General features: G+C 70.5%; 15 protein-coding genes. 8 read left to right on the top strand and 7 right to left on the bottom strand.

Features of this window, described 5'->3' with window-relative positions; genetic code table 11:
- Positions 1-42: 42 nt before the first annotated feature.
- A complete protein-coding gene (dnaA, locus tag ADY01_RS21380) occupies positions 43-1773 on the bottom strand; it encodes a chromosomal replication initiator protein DnaA (RefSeq protein ID WP_049576067.1) in 1731 nt (576 codons plus the stop codon).
- A gap of 371 nt (positions 1774-2144) precedes the next feature.
- On the opposite strand from dnaA, the gene rpmH reads away from it, so the two are divergent.
- The 8 genes from rpmH (at position 2145) to ADY01_RS21345 (ending at position 7925) form a co-directional block, all read left to right on the top strand.
- Positions 2145-2282: a 50S ribosomal protein L34 gene (rpmH, locus tag ADY01_RS21375; RefSeq protein WP_049576063.1), complete on the top strand. Its 138-nt coding sequence runs from the start codon at positions 2145-2147 to the stop codon at positions 2280-2282.
- A gap of 23 nt (positions 2283-2305) precedes the next feature.
- On the top strand, positions 2306-2674 hold the full coding sequence (gene rnpA / locus ADY01_RS21370) for a ribonuclease P protein component (protein ID WP_049576061.1): 369 nt from the start codon (positions 2306-2308) through the stop codon (positions 2672-2674).
- Positions 2671-2985 carry a membrane protein insertion efficiency factor YidD gene (yidD, locus tag ADY01_RS37265; protein ID WP_078900478.1) on the top strand — a complete coding sequence of 105 codons (315 nt, stop codon included), beginning with the start codon at positions 2671-2673 and terminating at the stop codon, positions 2983-2985. Before rnpA ends, yidD begins: the two co-directional genes overlap by 4 nt.
- Before the next feature lie 12 nt (positions 2986-2997).
- Positions 2998-4149, top strand: coding sequence for a membrane protein insertase YidC (gene yidC / locus ADY01_RS21365; RefSeq protein WP_049576073.1), 1152 nt, complete (start codon positions 2998-3000; stop codon positions 4147-4149).
- Between the two features lie 24 nt (positions 4150-4173).
- Positions 4174-4680, top strand: coding sequence for a protein jag (locus tag ADY01_RS21360; RefSeq protein ID WP_049576058.1), 507 nt, complete (start codon positions 4174-4176; stop codon positions 4678-4680).
- On the top strand, positions 4677-5429 hold the full coding sequence (rsmG, locus tag ADY01_RS21355; protein ID WP_049576054.1) for a 16S rRNA (guanine(527)-N(7))-methyltransferase RsmG: 753 nt from the start codon (positions 4677-4679) through the stop codon (positions 5427-5429). Before ADY01_RS21360 ends, rsmG begins: the two co-directional genes overlap by 4 nt.
- 277 nt (positions 5430-5706) lie before the next feature.
- Positions 5707-6777: a ParA family protein gene (locus tag ADY01_RS21350; RefSeq protein WP_078900477.1), complete on the top strand. Its 1071-nt coding sequence runs from the start codon at positions 5707-5709 to the stop codon at positions 6775-6777.
- On the top strand, positions 6777-7925 hold the full coding sequence (locus ADY01_RS21345) for a ParB/RepB/Spo0J family partition protein (protein WP_049576047.1): 1149 nt from the start codon (positions 6777-6779) through the stop codon (positions 7923-7925). The genes ADY01_RS21350 and ADY01_RS21345 overlap by 1 nt, the downstream gene beginning before the upstream one ends.
- A 122-nt stretch (positions 7926-8047) precedes the next feature.
- Here the strand turns inward: ADY01_RS21345 and trxA are convergent, their stop codons facing one another.
- The 6 genes from trxA to murJ form a co-directional block, all read right to left on the bottom strand.
- Entirely contained in the window at positions 8048-8377 is a 330-nt protein-coding gene (trxA, locus tag ADY01_RS21340; RefSeq protein WP_049576045.1) for a thioredoxin, read from the bottom strand.
- A gap of 51 nt (positions 8378-8428) precedes the next feature.
- The gene (gene trxB, locus ADY01_RS21335; protein ID WP_049576042.1) at positions 8429-9397 is read right to left on the bottom strand and encodes a thioredoxin-disulfide reductase; all 969 of its coding nucleotides are present in this window, start codon (positions 9395-9397) and stop codon (positions 8429-8431) included.
- A 104-nt stretch (positions 9398-9501) separates the two neighbouring features.
- A complete protein-coding gene (locus tag ADY01_RS21330) occupies positions 9502-10437 on the bottom strand; it encodes a hypothetical protein (protein ID WP_049576038.1) in 936 nt (311 codons plus the stop codon).
- Positions 10434-11123 carry an RNA polymerase sigma factor SigM gene (sigM, locus tag ADY01_RS21325; RefSeq protein ID WP_234320344.1) on the bottom strand — a complete coding sequence of 230 codons (690 nt, stop codon included), beginning with the start codon at positions 11121-11123 and terminating at the stop codon, positions 10434-10436. The genes ADY01_RS21330 and sigM overlap by 4 nt, the downstream gene beginning before the upstream one ends.
- Positions 11124-11152: 29 nt before the next feature.
- Positions 11153-12880: a protein kinase family protein gene (locus tag ADY01_RS21320; protein WP_234320343.1), complete on the bottom strand. Its 1728-nt coding sequence runs from the start codon at positions 12878-12880 to the stop codon at positions 11153-11155.
- A 179-nt stretch (positions 12881-13059) separates the two neighbouring features.
- The coding region (gene murJ / locus ADY01_RS21315; protein ID WP_049576032.1) for a murein biosynthesis integral membrane protein MurJ at positions 13060-15135 on the bottom strand (2076 nt) is incomplete at its 5' end.

The following is a 15135-nucleotide window of genomic DNA, read 5'->3' as shown; positions in this document are numbered from 1 at the left end:
GGCGGAGGGCGGGTGCGGGGGCGCGTGGGCGCGTGGCGGCGGTCAGCCGTTCTTGATGCGGTTGGTGAGCTCGGTGACCTGGTTGTAGATGGAGCGCCGCTCGGCCATCAGCGCGCGGATCTTCCGGTCGGCGTGCATGACGGTCGTGTGGTCGCGACCGCCGAAGTGCTGGCCGATCTTGGGCAGCGAGAGGTCCGTGAGCTCCCGGCACAGGTACATGGCGATCTGCCGGGCCGTGACGAGGATGCGGCTGCGCGAGGAGCCCGCGAGGTCCTCGACGGTCAGGCCGAAGTAGTCCGCGACCGCCGAGGTGATGGCGTCCGCGGTGATCTCGGGCGTCGCGTGCTCGCCGCCCGGGATGAGGTCCTTGAGGACGATCTCGGTGAGGCCGAGGTCCACCGGCTGCCGGTTGAGGCTGGCGAAGGCGGTGACGCGGATCAACGCCCCTTCCAGCTCGCGGATGTTGCGGGAGATCCGCGAGGCGATGAACTCCAGCACCTCGGGCGGCGCGTTCAGTTGCTCCTGCACGGCCTTCTTGCGCAGGATCGCGATGCGCGTCTCCAGCTCGGGCGGCTGGACGTCGGTGATCAGCCCCCACTCGAAACGGTTCCGCAGCCGGTCCTCCAGCGTGATCAGCTGCTTCGGCGGCCGGTCGGAGGAGAGCACGATCTGCTTGTTCGCGTTGTGCAGGGTGTTGAACGTGTGGAAGAACTCCTCCTGCGTCGACTCCTTGCTCGCGAGGAACTGGACGTCGTCGACCAGGAGGATGTCCATGTCCCGGTAGCGCTTGCGGAAGGCGTCGGCCTTGCCGTCGCGGATCGAGTTGATGAACTCGTTGGTGAACTCCTCGGAGCTCACGTACCGCACCCGCGTGCCGGGGTAGAGGCTGCGCGCGTAGTGCCCGATGGCGTGCAGGAGATGCGTCTTGCCGAGGCCCGACTCCCCGTAGATGAAGAGGGGGTTGTACGCCTTGGCCGGAGCCTCGGCGACCGCGACCGCCGCCGCGTGGGCGAAGCGGTTGGAGGCGCCGATGACGAAGGTGTCGAAGAGGTACTTCGGGTTGAGGCGGGCCGTCGGCTCCGCCGGGCCCTGCCCCTGACCGTGCTGCGAGAGCGGCCCGTGGCCACCCGGCTGCCCGTGGTGCCCCAGCTGGCCGTGCTGGCCGTGCTGGCTGTGTTGACCGTGACCCTGTCCCGGCACCGCGGGCAGAGGCCCCGGCCGCTGCCCGTACGGATCGGGCACCCCGTACGAGGGGTAGTCCCCGTGCGGTTGCTGCTGCCAGCTCACCGGCTGCCCGGCGGGCGGGGGCTCGGCGTGGTCCGGGTAGGCGGCGCGCGCCGTGGGCAGGTGGCGGTGCCGGTCGTCCTGCGCGTAGAACGCCGCGGGCTCGCCCGCCTGCGGTCCCGGCACCGGGGCGGGCTCGACGGCGTGCCGCGGCGGCCCCCCCGGGGAGTGGTGCTGCTGCGGTGGCGGGTGGCTCTCGTGCCGCGGGGGCGACTCGGCGACCGGCGCCGTGACGGTGATCGCCAGCCGGATCGCCTGCCCGCACTCGCGGCTGAGGGCGTCGCTGATCAGCGGGGCGAGCCTGCCCTCCAGCACGCTTTTCGCGTACTCGTTCGAGACGCCGAGGAGCGCCGTGCCCGAGACCAGGGCCAGGGGCTGGCAGTCCTGGAGCCAGCGGTGGTCCTTGGCCTCGATGCGTTGACCATCGGAAAGCATCGATGTCAGCGCGCGTGGCCAGACCGCGGAAAGGTCTGTAGGAAGGTCGGCCACGAGGCACGCTCTCTCACTCGCAGGGGTGGTGCTGGCGTTGGCAGCCCCCCTGGGGTGTGACGGCGGGGGCGGTCGGGAAATGATTCCGAGTTCAGCAACGGTAGTCAGCACGGCGTATGCACATCAAGTCATTGTCCACAGGGTGTGTACAACGCTCCGCCGTCCGGGTTTGACCCATGGCACACCCCGCGCGTACCGTTGCGAGGTCGAGTCGTCGACGGCTGCTGCCGCCTGCCTCCGATGGCCCACCTCGAATGGCGGCTGACTCGGGCGCCGCGGGCTCCTCGTGGGTGCACGGTGACAGCTGTCGGCGGTCCACCGCCTGTCTCGGCGCCCTGTGCCGGAACACCGAAGATTTCTGGAGCCTCCGAGTGAGCAAGCGCACTTTCCAGCCGAACAACCGGCGCCGGGCCAAGACGCACGGCTTCCGGCTGAGGATGCGGACGCGGGCCGGCCGCGCCATCATCGCCAACCGCCGCACCAAGGGCCGCAGCCGCCTGTCGGCCTGATCGCGCCCGACCAGGTCCATGCGGTGCTGCCCTCCGAGAACCGGCTGAGGCGGCGCGAGGACTTCGCGACGGCGATGCGCCGAGGGCGCAGGGCCGGACGCCCGCACCTCGTCGTCCATCTGAGCAGCGGAACGGACCCGCACCCGGCGGGAGAGCCTGTCTCTCCGCCGCGTGCGGGTTTCGTCGTGAGCAAGACCGTGGGCAACGCGGTCGTCCGCAACCGTGTGCTGCGCCGCCTGCGCCACCTGATACGGGACCGTCTGTTCCGGCTGCCCGCCGGTAGCCTGGTTGTCGTACGGGCTCTGCCTGGCGCGGACGACACCGCCTACGACCAGCTGGCCCGGGAGCTCGATGCCGCGCTGGAGCGGCTTCTGGGAGGGGTACGGACATGAAGTACCCGCTGCTGCTGCTGATCAAGCTGTACCAGTGGACCATCAGTCCGCTGCTCGGCCCTGTCTGCCGTTACTACCCGTCGTGTTCCCACTACGGATACGGCGCCATCGACCGGCATGGTGCCGTCAAGGGGACAGCCCTGACCGCCTGGCGCATCCTGCGCTGCAACCCCTGGTCACGCGGTGGAGTCGATCATGTCCCGCCCCGGAAGCGACCGGTCTGGCACCAGCGCCTGCGCGGGCGCCTGAGGCCCATGCCCCATTCCCATGCTTCGCCCGGGGGTGCCCCCAACAATGCCCAAGGAGCCTGACCCGTGGACACGATCAATTCGATCCTGAGTCCCCTGTACTGGGTTGTCACCCAAATCATCGTCCTCTTCCACAGGCTGTACAGCCTCGTCTTCGACGATGACAGCGGGTGGGCCTGGGGTCTGTCGATCGTCTCCCTGGTGGTCGTGATCCGGATCGCGCTGATCCCGCTCTTCGTCCGCCAGATCAAGGCCACGCGGAACATGCAGGCGCTCCAGCCACGGATGAAGAAGATCCAGGAGCGCTACAAGAACGACCGGCAGCGTCAGTCCGAAGAGATGATGAAGCTGTACAAGGAGACGGGTACCAACCCGCTCGCCAGCTGCCTGCCGATCCTGGCGCAGTCTCCGTTCTTCATCGCGCTCTTCCAGGTGCTGAACCACATCGCGAACGACGACCGGGTGGGCATCCTGAGCGCCGACCAGGTGGAAAGCGCCCGGAACGCCACCATCTTCGGCGCGCCGATCGCGGCCCGCTTCCTGGACGGCGCCGAGAAGCTCAGCCACCTGGGGGCCTCGCTGGGCGAGGTCAGGACCGTCACGGTCATCATGATCGTCCTGATGTCGGCGTCGCAGTTCTACACCCAGCGCCAGCTGATGACGAAGAACGTCGACCTCACGGTCAAGACGCCGTTCATGAATCAGCAGAAGATGCTGATGTACATCTTCCCGATCATGTTCGCCGTCTTCGGCATCAACTTCCCCGTCGGCGTCCTCCTCTACTGGCTGACCACGAACCTGTGGTCGATGGGTCAGCAGCTTTACGTGATCAACCGGAACCCCACGCCCGGCAGTGTCGCCTTCAAGGCCCGCCAGGAGCGCCTGCGCAAGAAGGGCAAGCTCAAGGAGGAGCCGGTCGAGCCGGACACCAAGAAGGCGACCGAGGCCGCCCGCGCGAACCGGACGCAGCCCAAGCGGCAGAGCAAGTCCCGGCGACAGCCCCAGCCGCCGCAGAAGAAGCAGACGCAGGCCAAGAAGCAGACCGCCTCGGGCGAGAGCACCGGCGACCAGCCGGACGGCGGCGAGCAGGACACCGGCGGGACGAGCGCCGGGGGCACGAGCGCCGAGAAGCCCAGCAGCAACGGATCGGGCCAGGGACGTGGAAAGGGCCAGGCGAAGAAGTCCCAGCCGCGCAGGCCCAAGCCGTCCGCGAAGAGCAAGAAGTAGGAAGACGCAGAAGGAGCCCCACCCGTGACGGACACCACCTCCACCGCCACCGAGGACACCGATGTCCTCTCTCGCCTGGAGCAGGAAGGCGAGATCGCGGCCGACTATCTTGAGGGGCTTCTCGACATCGCGGACCTCGATGGCGACATCGACATGGACGTGGAGGGCGACCGGGCCGCCGTGTCCATCGTCTCCGAGGGACCGACCCGCGATCTCCAGAAGCTGGTCGGCCGGGAAGGAGAGGTCCTGGAGGCGCTCCAGGAGCTGACCCGGCTGGCCGTGCACCGTGAGACGGGTGAACGCAGCCGGCTGATGCTGGACATCGCCGGTCACCGCGCCCGCAAGCGCGAGAAGCTCACCGCCCTGGGCACCGAGGCCGCGCAGCAGGCCAAGGAGGCGGGCGAGCCGGTGAAGCTCAAGCCGATGACCCCCTTCGAGCGCAAGGTCGTCCACGACGCGGTCGCCGCCGCCGGCCTGCGCAGCGAGTCCGAGGGCGAGGAGCCGCAGCGCCGCGTGGTCGTCCTGCCGTGAGGGAGGGGACGACCCCGGTGGGGCCGCAGGCGGAGCTGCCCGAGCCTCCGCCCGCGGCCCACGCGATCTTCGGCGACCGTCTGCCGGACGCCGTGCGGTATGCGGAGCTGCTGGCCGACATCGGCGTGGGCCGCGGCCTCATCGGGCCACGCGAGGTGCCCCGGCTCTGGGAGCGCCACCTGCTGAACTGCGCGGTGCTCGCCGAGGTCATCCCCGAGCAGGTGAGCGTCTGTGACGTGGGCTCCGGCGCCGGGCTACCCGGTATTCCGCTGGCCCTGGTCCGCCCGGACCTGCGGATCACGCTGCTGGAGCCCCTGCTGCGCCGCACCAACTTCCTCCATGAGGTCGTGGAGCTGCTCGGCCTGGACCAGGTGACCGTGGTGCGCGGCAGGGCCGAAGAAGTGATGAACGACGTGACGCCGGTCCATGTGGTGACCGCACGCGCCGTCGCCCCCCTGGACCGGCTCGCCAGCTGGGGGGTGCCGCTGCTCCGCCCCTATGGCGAGATGCTGGCGCTCAAGGGCGACACGGCCGAGCAGGAACTCAGGGCGGCCCGCGCTGCCCTGGCCAAGCTGGGCGTCGTGGGAACCTCGGTGCTGCACGTGGGCGAGGAGCTGCTGGACCCGCCGTCCACGGTGGTCCGGGTCGAGGTCGGCGAGAGTCCGGGCGGGGTGCGATTCGCCGCCAAACGAGCGAAGGCCGCCCGCCGCGGTGGGCGTGGCGGACGCGGGGGACGGCGCTCGCCGTGATCGCGGGGGCGACCTGTTCGATTCGCCCGAAGCAACGGTAAAAGAGCCGAATATATCTTCATGCGGAGTGTCGGCCCGTTCGGGGGCGGCGTGCGTGGGCATCGTGTTTCACGTGAAACGCCGCTCGCTGCTCCAGGGAATCATCAGTCGTGGACGTGCAGCCGCCGAGCCACGCGACCGTCGCGCCCGAACGCCCCCCGGAAGGGTGGCGCCGGTATCCACAGAGCGTTCCTCATCCACAAGTAGGGGGCCTTCGCTGGTTCGTGACCCCCAGGGCATGGCAGGCTTTGAATCTACGAAGGCTGCACATGTCGAGGAGAGTGAACCATTGCGGTCCGACGCCAACATCGCTGGGCCGACGGCTGATCCGGTGCCCGGCCCTCGGTCCGAACACAACGATGCTCCCGGGGGCGCGGTCGACATTGCCCCCGCCGCCCCGCGGCCGGCAGGTGAGTCGCCAAGTCGCGCGGCTCAGCAGGCGGTTGAGGCCATGTACCGCTCCGGGGGCAGCCTCCCCCGGCCGGAGGAGACCCGGGTCATGATCGTCGCCAACCAGAAGGGCGGCGTCGGCAAGACCACCACCACGGTCAATCTGGCAGCCTCGCTGGCCCTGCATGGTGCCCGGGTCCTGGTGATCGACCTCGACCCCCAGGGAAACGCCTCCACCGCTCTGGGCATCGACCACCACGCGGAGGTTCCCTCGATCTATGACGTCCTCGTCGAGAGCAAGCCGCTCTCCGAGGTGGTGCAGCCGGTCCGCGACATCGAGGGACTGTTCTGCGCGCCCGCCACGATCGACCTGGCGGGTGCCGAGATCGAGCTTGTCTCCGTGGTGGCTCGGGAGAGCCGGCTCCTGCGTGCCATCAGCTCGTACGAACAGCCCCTCGACTATGTCCTCATCGACTGCCCGCCCTCGCTGGGGCTGCTGACCGTCAATGCCCTCGTGGCGGGTGCCGAGGTGGTCATCCCGATCCAGTGCGAGTACTACGCACTGGAGGGTCTGGGGCAGCTCCTGCGGAACGTCGAGCTGGTCCGCGGCCACCTCAACCCCCGGCTGCATGTCTCCACCATCCTGCTGACGATGTACGACGGTCGGACCCGCCTCGCCTCGCAGGTGGCCGACGAGGTCCGCAGCCACTTCGGCACGGAGGTGCTGCGGACCAACATCCCGCGGTCGGTGCGGATTTCCGAGGCGCCGAGCTATGGGCAGACGGTCCTCACCTATGACCCGGGCTCCAGCGGATCGCTGTCGTATCTGGAGGCCGCCCGAGAGATCGCGATGCGCGGTGCCCCCGCCCAGCAGGAGCTTCCGCAGCAGGAACAGCACAGCCCGGTGAAGGGGGCATAGTGAGTGAACGACGGAGAGGGCTCGGCCGAGGGCTTGGCGCGCTGATCCCACCCGCGCCGAAGAGCTCCGACGAGTCCGTCGCGGTGGCGGATCGCGGGGTATCGGTATCGCCCGCCGCGGTGCCGGTGCTCGCGCCGGACCGAGGGGTCGTGGTTCCTACGGGAACGTCCCTCGCGGAGGAGGAGACGCGGAGCGGCGTTTCACGTGAAACGGATCTGCCCGCCGAGGAATCGGCCGACGGGCCGGTGCTTCAGAACGAGGTGGCCGGGGCGCACTTCGCTGAGCTCCCCCTGGACTCGATCACCCCCAACCCGCGGCAGCCGCGCGAGGTCTTCGACGATGACGCGCTGGCCGAGCTGGTCACCTCCATCAAGGAGGTGGGCCTGCTCCAGCCGGTCGTCGTGCGTCAGCTCGGCCCCGAGCGCTACGAGCTCATCATGGGGGAGCGGCGCTGGCGGGCCTGCCGTCACGCCGGCCTGGAGCACATCCCGGCCATCGTGCGGGCCACCGAGGACGACCAGATGCTTCTGGACGCCCTCCTGGAGAACCTGCACCGGGCTCAGCTGAACCCCCTGGAGGAGGCCGCCGCCTACGATCAGCTCCTGCGGGACTTCAAGTGCACCCATGACGAGCTCGCCGACCGCATCGGCCGTTCCCGTCCTCAGGTCTCCAACACGCTCCGCCTGCTGAGGCTCTCCCCCGCGGTGCAGCGGCGGGTCGCGGCGGGTGTGCTGTCCGCCGGCCATGCGCGGGCGCTGCTGTCGGTGGAGGACCCCGAGGAGCAGGGGCGGCTGGCGCATCGGATCGTGGCCGAGGTTCTCTCGGTCCGGGCGGTCGAGGAGATCGTCGCGCTCCAGACCGGTCCGGCGAAGAAGAACGGCGCCCGGGGCCGGGGCCCCCGGGCCGGACGTCGCATCGCCCCGGCGCTGGACCATCTGGCGGGGCGGCTCTCCGACCGCTTCGAGACGCGAGTGAAGGTCGACCTGGGCCAGAAGAAGGGGAAGATCGTCGTCGAGTTCGCCTCGATGGAGGATCTGGAACGCATTCTGGGCCAGTTGGCTCCCGGCGAGGGGCCGGTGCTGGAACAGCAGGAGCTGGCCCGGCCGGAGACCGCGGGGATCGACGCGAGCGTCGCGGAGGACGACTGAGGACCCGCTGAGCGGTGAGATGCCCGAGCCGAGAGGCCCCGGGCAACGGCGAAGGGCCGGCCCGTTTCACGTGAAACGGGCCGGCCCTTCGCCGTTGCCCTCGGAGAGAGCGGTGGGAGAGGTCAGGCGAGGAAGTCCTGAAGGTCGCGCTCGATGGCGGCCTTGGGCTTCGCGCCGACGATCGTCTTGACGACGTCGCCCCCCTGGTAGACGTTCATGGTCGGGATGGAGAGGATGCCGTACTTCGCGGCGGTCGCCGGGTTCTCGTCGATGTTGAGCTTGACGACGGTCAGCTTGTCGGTGTTCTCGGCGGCGATGGCCTCAAGGGCGGGGGCGACCTGACGGCACGGGCCGCACCACTCGGCCCAGAACTCGACCAGGACAGGCTTCTCGTTCTGGAGGACCTTCTCCTCGAAGTCGGCGTCTGTGGCGGTTACGGTGGCACCGGCCATGGTGCTTCTCCTTACGTGCGGTTGGGGATGGAGAGGGGCTGAGGAATGAGGTCAGGCCGAGATGTCCGACGTGATGGACTCCGCATCGGCCAGGGCGGCCAGGTAGCGTTCGGCGTCCAGGGCGGCGGCGCACCCGGTGCCCGCCGCGGTGATCGCCTGGCGGTAGGAGTGGTCGACCACATCGCCGGCGGCGAAGACACCCGGCAGATTGGTCCTCGTCGTCGGGGACGCCACCCGTAGGTAGCCCTCCCCGTCGAGGTCGAGTTGCCCCTTGAACAGTTCGACGCGGGGGTCATGGCCGATGGCGACGAAGAGTCCGGTCACGGGCAGCGCCGAGGTCTCACCGGTCTTCCTGTTGCTGAGGGTCAGACCCGAGAGCTTGCCATCGGTGCTGTGGATCTCCGCCACCTCGCTGTCCCAGACAAACCTGATCTTCGGGTCGGCGAAGGCACGCTCCTGCATGGCCTTGGAGGCCCGCAGGGTGTCGCGGCGGTGGACGATGGTCACGGTCTTGGCGAAGCGGCTGAGGAAGGTGGCCTCCTCCATGGCGGTGTCGCCACCACCGATCACCGCGATGTCCTGCTCGCGGAAGAAGAAGCCGTCACAGGTCGCGCAGTAGGACACGCCACGTCCGGAGAGCGCGTCCTCCTGGGGGAGCCCGAGCTTGCGGTGCTGAGAGCCCGTGGCCACGATGATCGCCCTGGCCTCGTGGACCACCCCCGCGGTGTCCGTGACCTTCTTGATCTCGCCGCTGAGGTCGGCGGAGACGATGTCGTCGGCGATGAGCTCGGCGCCGAAGCGCTCGGCCTGTGCCCGCATGCTGTCCATGAGGTCGGGACCCATGATCCCGTCCTTGAACCCGGGGAAGTTCTCGACCTCGGTGGTGTTCATGAGGGCACCTCCCGCGGTGACCGCTCCCTCGAAGACCAGCGGGTTGAGCGAGGCACGTGCGGTGTAGAGCGCGGCGGTGTAGCCCGCGGGTCCGGAGCCGATGATGATCACGTTGCGGACGTCGCTCACGGGATTCTTCCTTGTCTCGGGATGTCTCGCCCAGGGTCCCGGTGAGGACCCATAGTCCAGTAAAGGATCCTAGGGTCCCAGACATTCCCGGAGCGGTGGCGCGCTCAGTCCCGGGGGTAGCTCTCCTGGAGGAGAACCTCGCCCTCCGCGGACGGAGAGGCGGTTACACAGGTGGCGGCCACGACGTAGGCGTCGACCTGCTCGGGATCCACCTGGTGCTGGAAGATCACCAGATAGGCGTCCATGCCGGCGTAGTCCTCCTCGCCCGCGGCCAGCGGCGTCTCGACGCGGCCGATGGCTGCCTCGACACAGGGCGGGACCTCAACGGCGGGCGTGGCATCCGGCTCGGGCTCACCGCTCCCGGACTCCGGCTCTCCGCCGCTCTCCGGGGTCTCGCTGCCCTCGGCGTCCTCCGCCTCCCCGGTGCTCTCCGGGGGATGGCTCTCCGCGGAGCCGCCGGAGTCCCCGGCGACCATCGGGCTGGTGCTCTCCGCCTCGGCGAGGAGCTCCCGCACCTGCGTCTCCACCGGCTCCTCCGCGGCCTCGCCCGACCCGGCCTCCGGGTTCATGTCCGCGGTGCCCTCGGAGTCGCTGTTACCGCCGCCGAACGACTGCACCATCACGGCTCCCATGCCCAGCACGACGATGGCTCCCGCCGCGGCCAGCCCCAGTCGCAGGACGCGCATCCACCGGGGTCCGGCGACGGGGGCCCGGTGCCTCGCGCCGGCGGCGTCTGCCCCGGCGGCGTCCTTCGACCCCGCTGTCTTCTCGGCAAGCGCCTCCGCTGTTTCACGTGAAACAGCGTCGTCGGCGGCCACCGCGGCGAGGGCGGCATCGATGCGGAGAGCGATGTCGTCGGGGACGGGACCCGGATCGGGCAGGCGGGCGAGTTCGTCGCGCAGGGCGGCGAGATCGGCCTGTACCTCCCCGCAGGACGCGCAGCGGGCGAGGTGGTCCCGCACGGCGGCAGCCTCGGCGGGCTCCAGTAGGTCTTCGTCGAGCGCCGCGATCTCCGCAGGCTCTGGATGAGTCTCGTTCACGGGTGCGCACCTCCTCCCCGCACTGCCCCGGCCTCTCCCGTGTCTCTTGGTGGTGGGACGGATGTACCGGGTGTCCGGTTCCTTGCCGGAGTGTCCCCTGATGCCCTGGGCTTCAGATGGCGCAGCAGGGGCAGGAGCCGCGCTCGGGCCCGCGCGCAGCGGCTCTTCACGGTGCCGATGGGCGTCTGGAGTATCGAGGCGGCCTCTGCCACCGGGTAGCCCTGCATGTCCACGAGGACCAGGGCGGCGCGCTGTTCCGCCGGCAGCGTGTCCAGGGCCTCCCGCAACTCGCGGCGGAGGTCCTGGCGTTCGGCGGGTGCCTCGGCGGACTCGTGGGGCTCCAGAAGGCTCTCCAGGCGCTCCGGCTCGGGCATGGGCGAGGTCTTGCGGCTCTTGTTCTTGCGGGCCCGGTCCAGGCAGGCGTTCACGGTGATGCGGTGCAGCCAGGTGGTGACGGCGGCCTGACCGCGGAAGGTGTGGGCGGCGCGGTAGGCGGAGATCAGCGCGTCCTGAAGCGCATCCGCGGCCTCCTCGCGGTCGCCCAGCGTCCGCAGCGCGACGGCCCAGAGCCGGTCGCGGTGGCGGTGGACAAGCTCGGTGAAGGCATCGGGATCACCGTCCACATGCTGTGCGAGCAGCTCCTTGTCGCTGTAGACGGCAGGCTCCCGAGGCACGCCTCTGCCCACGACGGAACCTCCCCTCCCCCTCGACCGGACTACTGGATCACACCGACGTCGGTGATGCGGCCACGGTAGTTCCCATCGTTGCCCTGCGGCAGCTCGGTGAGCCAGACAAGCACGAACTGTGTCTCGATCGACTCTTCGGGCTCCAGGGTCATCGTGGTCCCGGTATCGGCGTCCAGAGCGGTGAACGCGTCCAGACTGGTCGGCATCGAGGCCGCGTCGGAGGGGGCCGCGCGGAATTCGACGCTGGTGTCACCCTCGGCCTGCACCGTGAGGGAGGAGATGTCCCGCGGTTCGCCGAGGTCGAGGATGAGGCCCACGCCGCTCTTGAGGTTGCCGAAGGAGGGGCCGTAGTAGTTCTTGGTCTCCCAGGCCGATGCCAGGTCGCCGTCGACCGCGTTCGGCGCGGTCTCCGGGTTCTGCCCGCCTCCGGTGCCCTCGGGGTCGAACTCGACGACCTCGGCTACCTCGACGGGACCTTGGGTCGGAGGGTCTTCCTCGGAGACGGGCGGTGACGAGGACGGCGGCTGGTCGGGGGGAGGGTCGCCCTTCAGCAGGGCGTCGGCGAGCTGCCAGCTGCCGAGCCCCAGGGCCGCGATCAGGAGCGCCGAGACGCCCCACTTCAGCGCGGTGCCGGTGCGGCCCGGCAGCGCGGGCGGGGCGGAGGTCGCCGCGGCCGCCGCCGCGGGGGGCGTCACCGGAGGCTGACGGCCCGCGGCGAGCGTCCCGCGCTGGAACGTCGTGTGCTGGTATCCGACCAGGGCCGTGGGCGTGGGGTCGGGCGGAGGGATGCGGGGCAGTGCGGCGAGCGCCTGGCCGAGCTCCTCGGGCGTCGTGAGGGGCGGGTCCTGGCTGGCGGCGGTGGCCCCGTTGTTGTCGAGGGCACGCATGGTCAGCTCGGACAGCCCGCGGTGGATGCCCGCCCGGACCTGCTCAGGGGTGGCCAGGGAGTCCCGGTAGCCCTTGCTGAGGCCCGCGACGCCGCTCAGACCGTACGCACCCTCCCCGTAGGGCCACCGCTGCGTCAGAGCGGCGTACAGGAGCGCGCCGATGGCCTCCGTGTCGGCGCGCCGGGGGTCCTGCGCGGAGATCCCCCGCAGCGCCGCGTCGACGGCGAGGCCCCGGATGCGGAACTGGCCGGGCCCGGTGCGCAGCACGGTGGCGGGCGTCAGCCTGAGGTGGGCGAGGTCCTTGCGATGCGCGGCCGCCAGCGCCTGGGAGACCTGGCTCGCCATCACATACGCCTCGTGCGGGTCCAGCGGCCCGGCGTGCAGCACGGTGCTCATCGGCACCGCGTCCGGCAGCCACTCGTGGATGACGTGGACCAGCCCGTTCTCCTCGGCGGCGTCGAGGACTTGGACGAACCTGAGGTCACCGAGCAGGGCGGTGGCGCGGGCGGCGGCGAGCACGGCGCGGGCTCTCTCGTGGTCCGCGGGGAGCACATGGATGCCCACCGCGCGGCGCAGCTTCTCGTCCACGGCACGCCAGCTGCTGAAGCCGTCCAGTCGGGTGATGCACTCCTCGAGCCGGTAGCGCTTGGTCAGCTTGTGGCCGCTGTGGAGCTCGTGGCAGGCCGGGTTCTTCCGCACGCTCTCGTCCTCGGCCGTCCCGGCGCGCGGAGGCTCCGGTTCGGCGGGTGGGGGCGCTGTCTCGGCGGGGGGGACAGCCTCCTCGCCGGACGTCGCCGTCTCGGGGTTCGTGGCCTCCTGGGCGCTCGCCGGATGCTGCGTAGAGCTCGTCGCCGTGCTCCGTTCCGCCACCGTGCTTCCCGCCTCCCCGTTCTCGGCTGTCGGGTGCTTGACACTGCCAGACTCATTGTGCCGGTAGTCCGTCACCCTGCACGACATGTGAGTACGGCTTCAGGTTGTACGGCGCATGGCGCCGGGGTGTCGCACGCGGGCCCGTCCCGGGGGGATTCCCGGCGGGGGCCGCGCCGGGTCTAGCGGCCGAGGCGCGCGCGAACCATGCCGACCAGGGCGTTGAGCTCCTCGATCCGCATCCTGCGGGCCGCCACATAGAACACGCCGAGCAGGACCAGGCCGCCGCCGGACAGGGCCGCAAGCGAGCCCACCAGGCCCTCGCCCAGGACGCGCAGAATCGCGAATCCCGCGGCGCCGCCGAGCGCGGCGGCCGGGACGCTGGCCCCGGTGAGCCGGATGTAGGTGCGCACCACCCGGGCCCCGTCCAGGTCGGTGCGCATCCGTGCGCGGAGCCTGCGCCAGGCGACCCGGACGCCCACCGCGTAGGCGATGCCGTAGCCCAGGGCGATGCCGGCGACGACCCAGCGGTGGGGCAGGAGGGCGAAGCTGAGGCCGGAGAGCAGGATCCAGGTGGCGGAGACGATGACCGTGTTGTAGAAGGGCGTGCGGGTGTCCTCGTAGGCGTAGAACGCGCGGAGCACGACGTACTGCGCGGAGTAGGGGATCAGGCCCAGGCCGAACGCCATGAGGATGTAGCCGAAGGAGCGGGCGCCGTTCTCGCCCGCCGTGCCGAAGAGCAGGGTGCACATGGGGACGCCGAGGGCCAGGAACGCGAAGGCGATGGGCACGATGGCGACGGCCGAGGTGCGCAGCCCGTGGGAGAGGTCGTCGCGCACGGCGGCGGTGTCGCCGTCGGCCGCGGAGCGGGAGAGGCGGGGGAGCAGCGCGGCCATCAGGGAGACGGTGATGATGGCCTGGGGCATCTGCCAGATCAGCAGGGCGCTGCTGTAGGCGATGAGCCCGGTGCCGGTGTGCCCGTCCGCCAGGGCCTTCTCGCCCGCCCAGGTGGCGATCTGGGTGACGACGACGAGGCCCACCTGGTTGGCCAGGACGAACAGCACCGTCCACTTCGCCATGGTGGCGGCCTTGCCCAGGCCGTGGCCGCGCCAGTCGAAGCGGAGCCTGACGCGGAATCCGGCGGCGCGCAGGTAGGGCATCAGGGCGAGGGCCTGGACGACGAGGCCGAGCAGCGTGCCGATCCCCAGGAGGCGGATGCCCTCGGGGGTGATGGTGGTTTCCTTCATGCCCGAGGTGGCCTGGGTGCCGTAGACCCAGAGGAACATGCCGAACGTGAAGATGACCACGATGTTGTTGAGGACCGGAGTCCACATCATCGGGCCGAAGCTGCCACGGGCGTTGAGGATCTGACCGAGCACCACGTGGATGCCCATGAAGAAGATGGTCGGCAGGAAGTAGCGGGTGAAGGTGACGGTGACCTCGTTGGCCGCGGGGTTGTCCGCGAAGGACGCGGACATCAGGCGGACCAGCAGCGGGGCGGCCAGCACGGCGGCGATGACCAGGGCGCCGAGGAGGACCATGATCAGGGTGAGGAGGCGGTTGGCGTAGGCCACCCCGCCGTCCTTCTCGTTCTTCATCGCGCGGACGAGCTGGGGCACGAAGACGGAGTTCAGGCCGCCGCCGATGATCAGGATGTAGATCATGTTCGGCAGGTTCCACGCGACGGTGTAGGTGTCGCCGAGGACGGCGGCGCCCAGTGCGGCCACCAGGACCAGCTGGCGGACGAAGCCGGTGACGCGGGAGACGAGCGTGCCCGCCGCCATTATGGCGCTGGACTTCAGCAGTCCCGCCGCCCGGCCGCTCTTGCCCGCCGGGGGCGGATCGGGGGCCGGCTCGGGCTCGGCCGAGGGCCGCGGGCGCGGTGCCTGCCCCGGGGGACGGCCACCGGGCGGCTGCTGTCGCGGACCCTGCTGTCGCGGACTCTGCTGCGGTGGGCCGGTCTGCTGGTCGCGGAAGAGGTGTGCGAAGGCGTCGTCGGGCGCCTGGCGGCCTTCCTGTGGTCCTCGACCGCCCTCCCCCGCCCTGTTCATCAGCCCGTCGATGCCGGTGAACTCGGTGGTTCCGGCGCTGTCCCCGCGCGGCAGGTGCCGCGAGATCGCCCCCGGCTCGGGCGCGGGCGTGGCCGCCCAGCGCTGCGCGTCGGGGGCGTAGGGCCCCGGGGGCGGCTGCTGGTAGAGCGCCTGGGGGTCGGGGACGCTGCCGGGCGGCGGGGGCGTGTGCGCGGCCCGGTCGTAGAG

The organism is Streptomyces sp. SBT349 (assembly GCF_001083795.1).
Classification (GTDB): domain Bacteria; phylum Actinomycetota; class Actinomycetes; order Streptomycetales; family Streptomycetaceae; genus Streptomyces.
The sequence above is the reverse complement of the archived record's forward strand: the minus strand, read 5'-3'. Positions and strand labels throughout refer to the sequence as shown.

What these genes read in the sequence shown, in the direction of transcription:
- yidD (WP_078900478.1), top strand. Translation starts at nt 2,671, where the DNA reads ATGAAGTACCCGCTGCTGCTGCTGATCAAGCTGTACCAGTGGACCATC.
- ADY01_RS21350 (WP_078900477.1), top strand. Translation starts at nt 5,707, where the DNA reads ATGGCAGGCTTTGAATCTACGAAGGCTGCACATGTCGAGGAGAGTGAA.
- trxA (WP_049576045.1), bottom strand. Translation starts at nt 8,377, where the DNA reads ATGGCCGGTGCCACCGTAACCGCCACAGACGCCGACTTCGAGGAGAAG.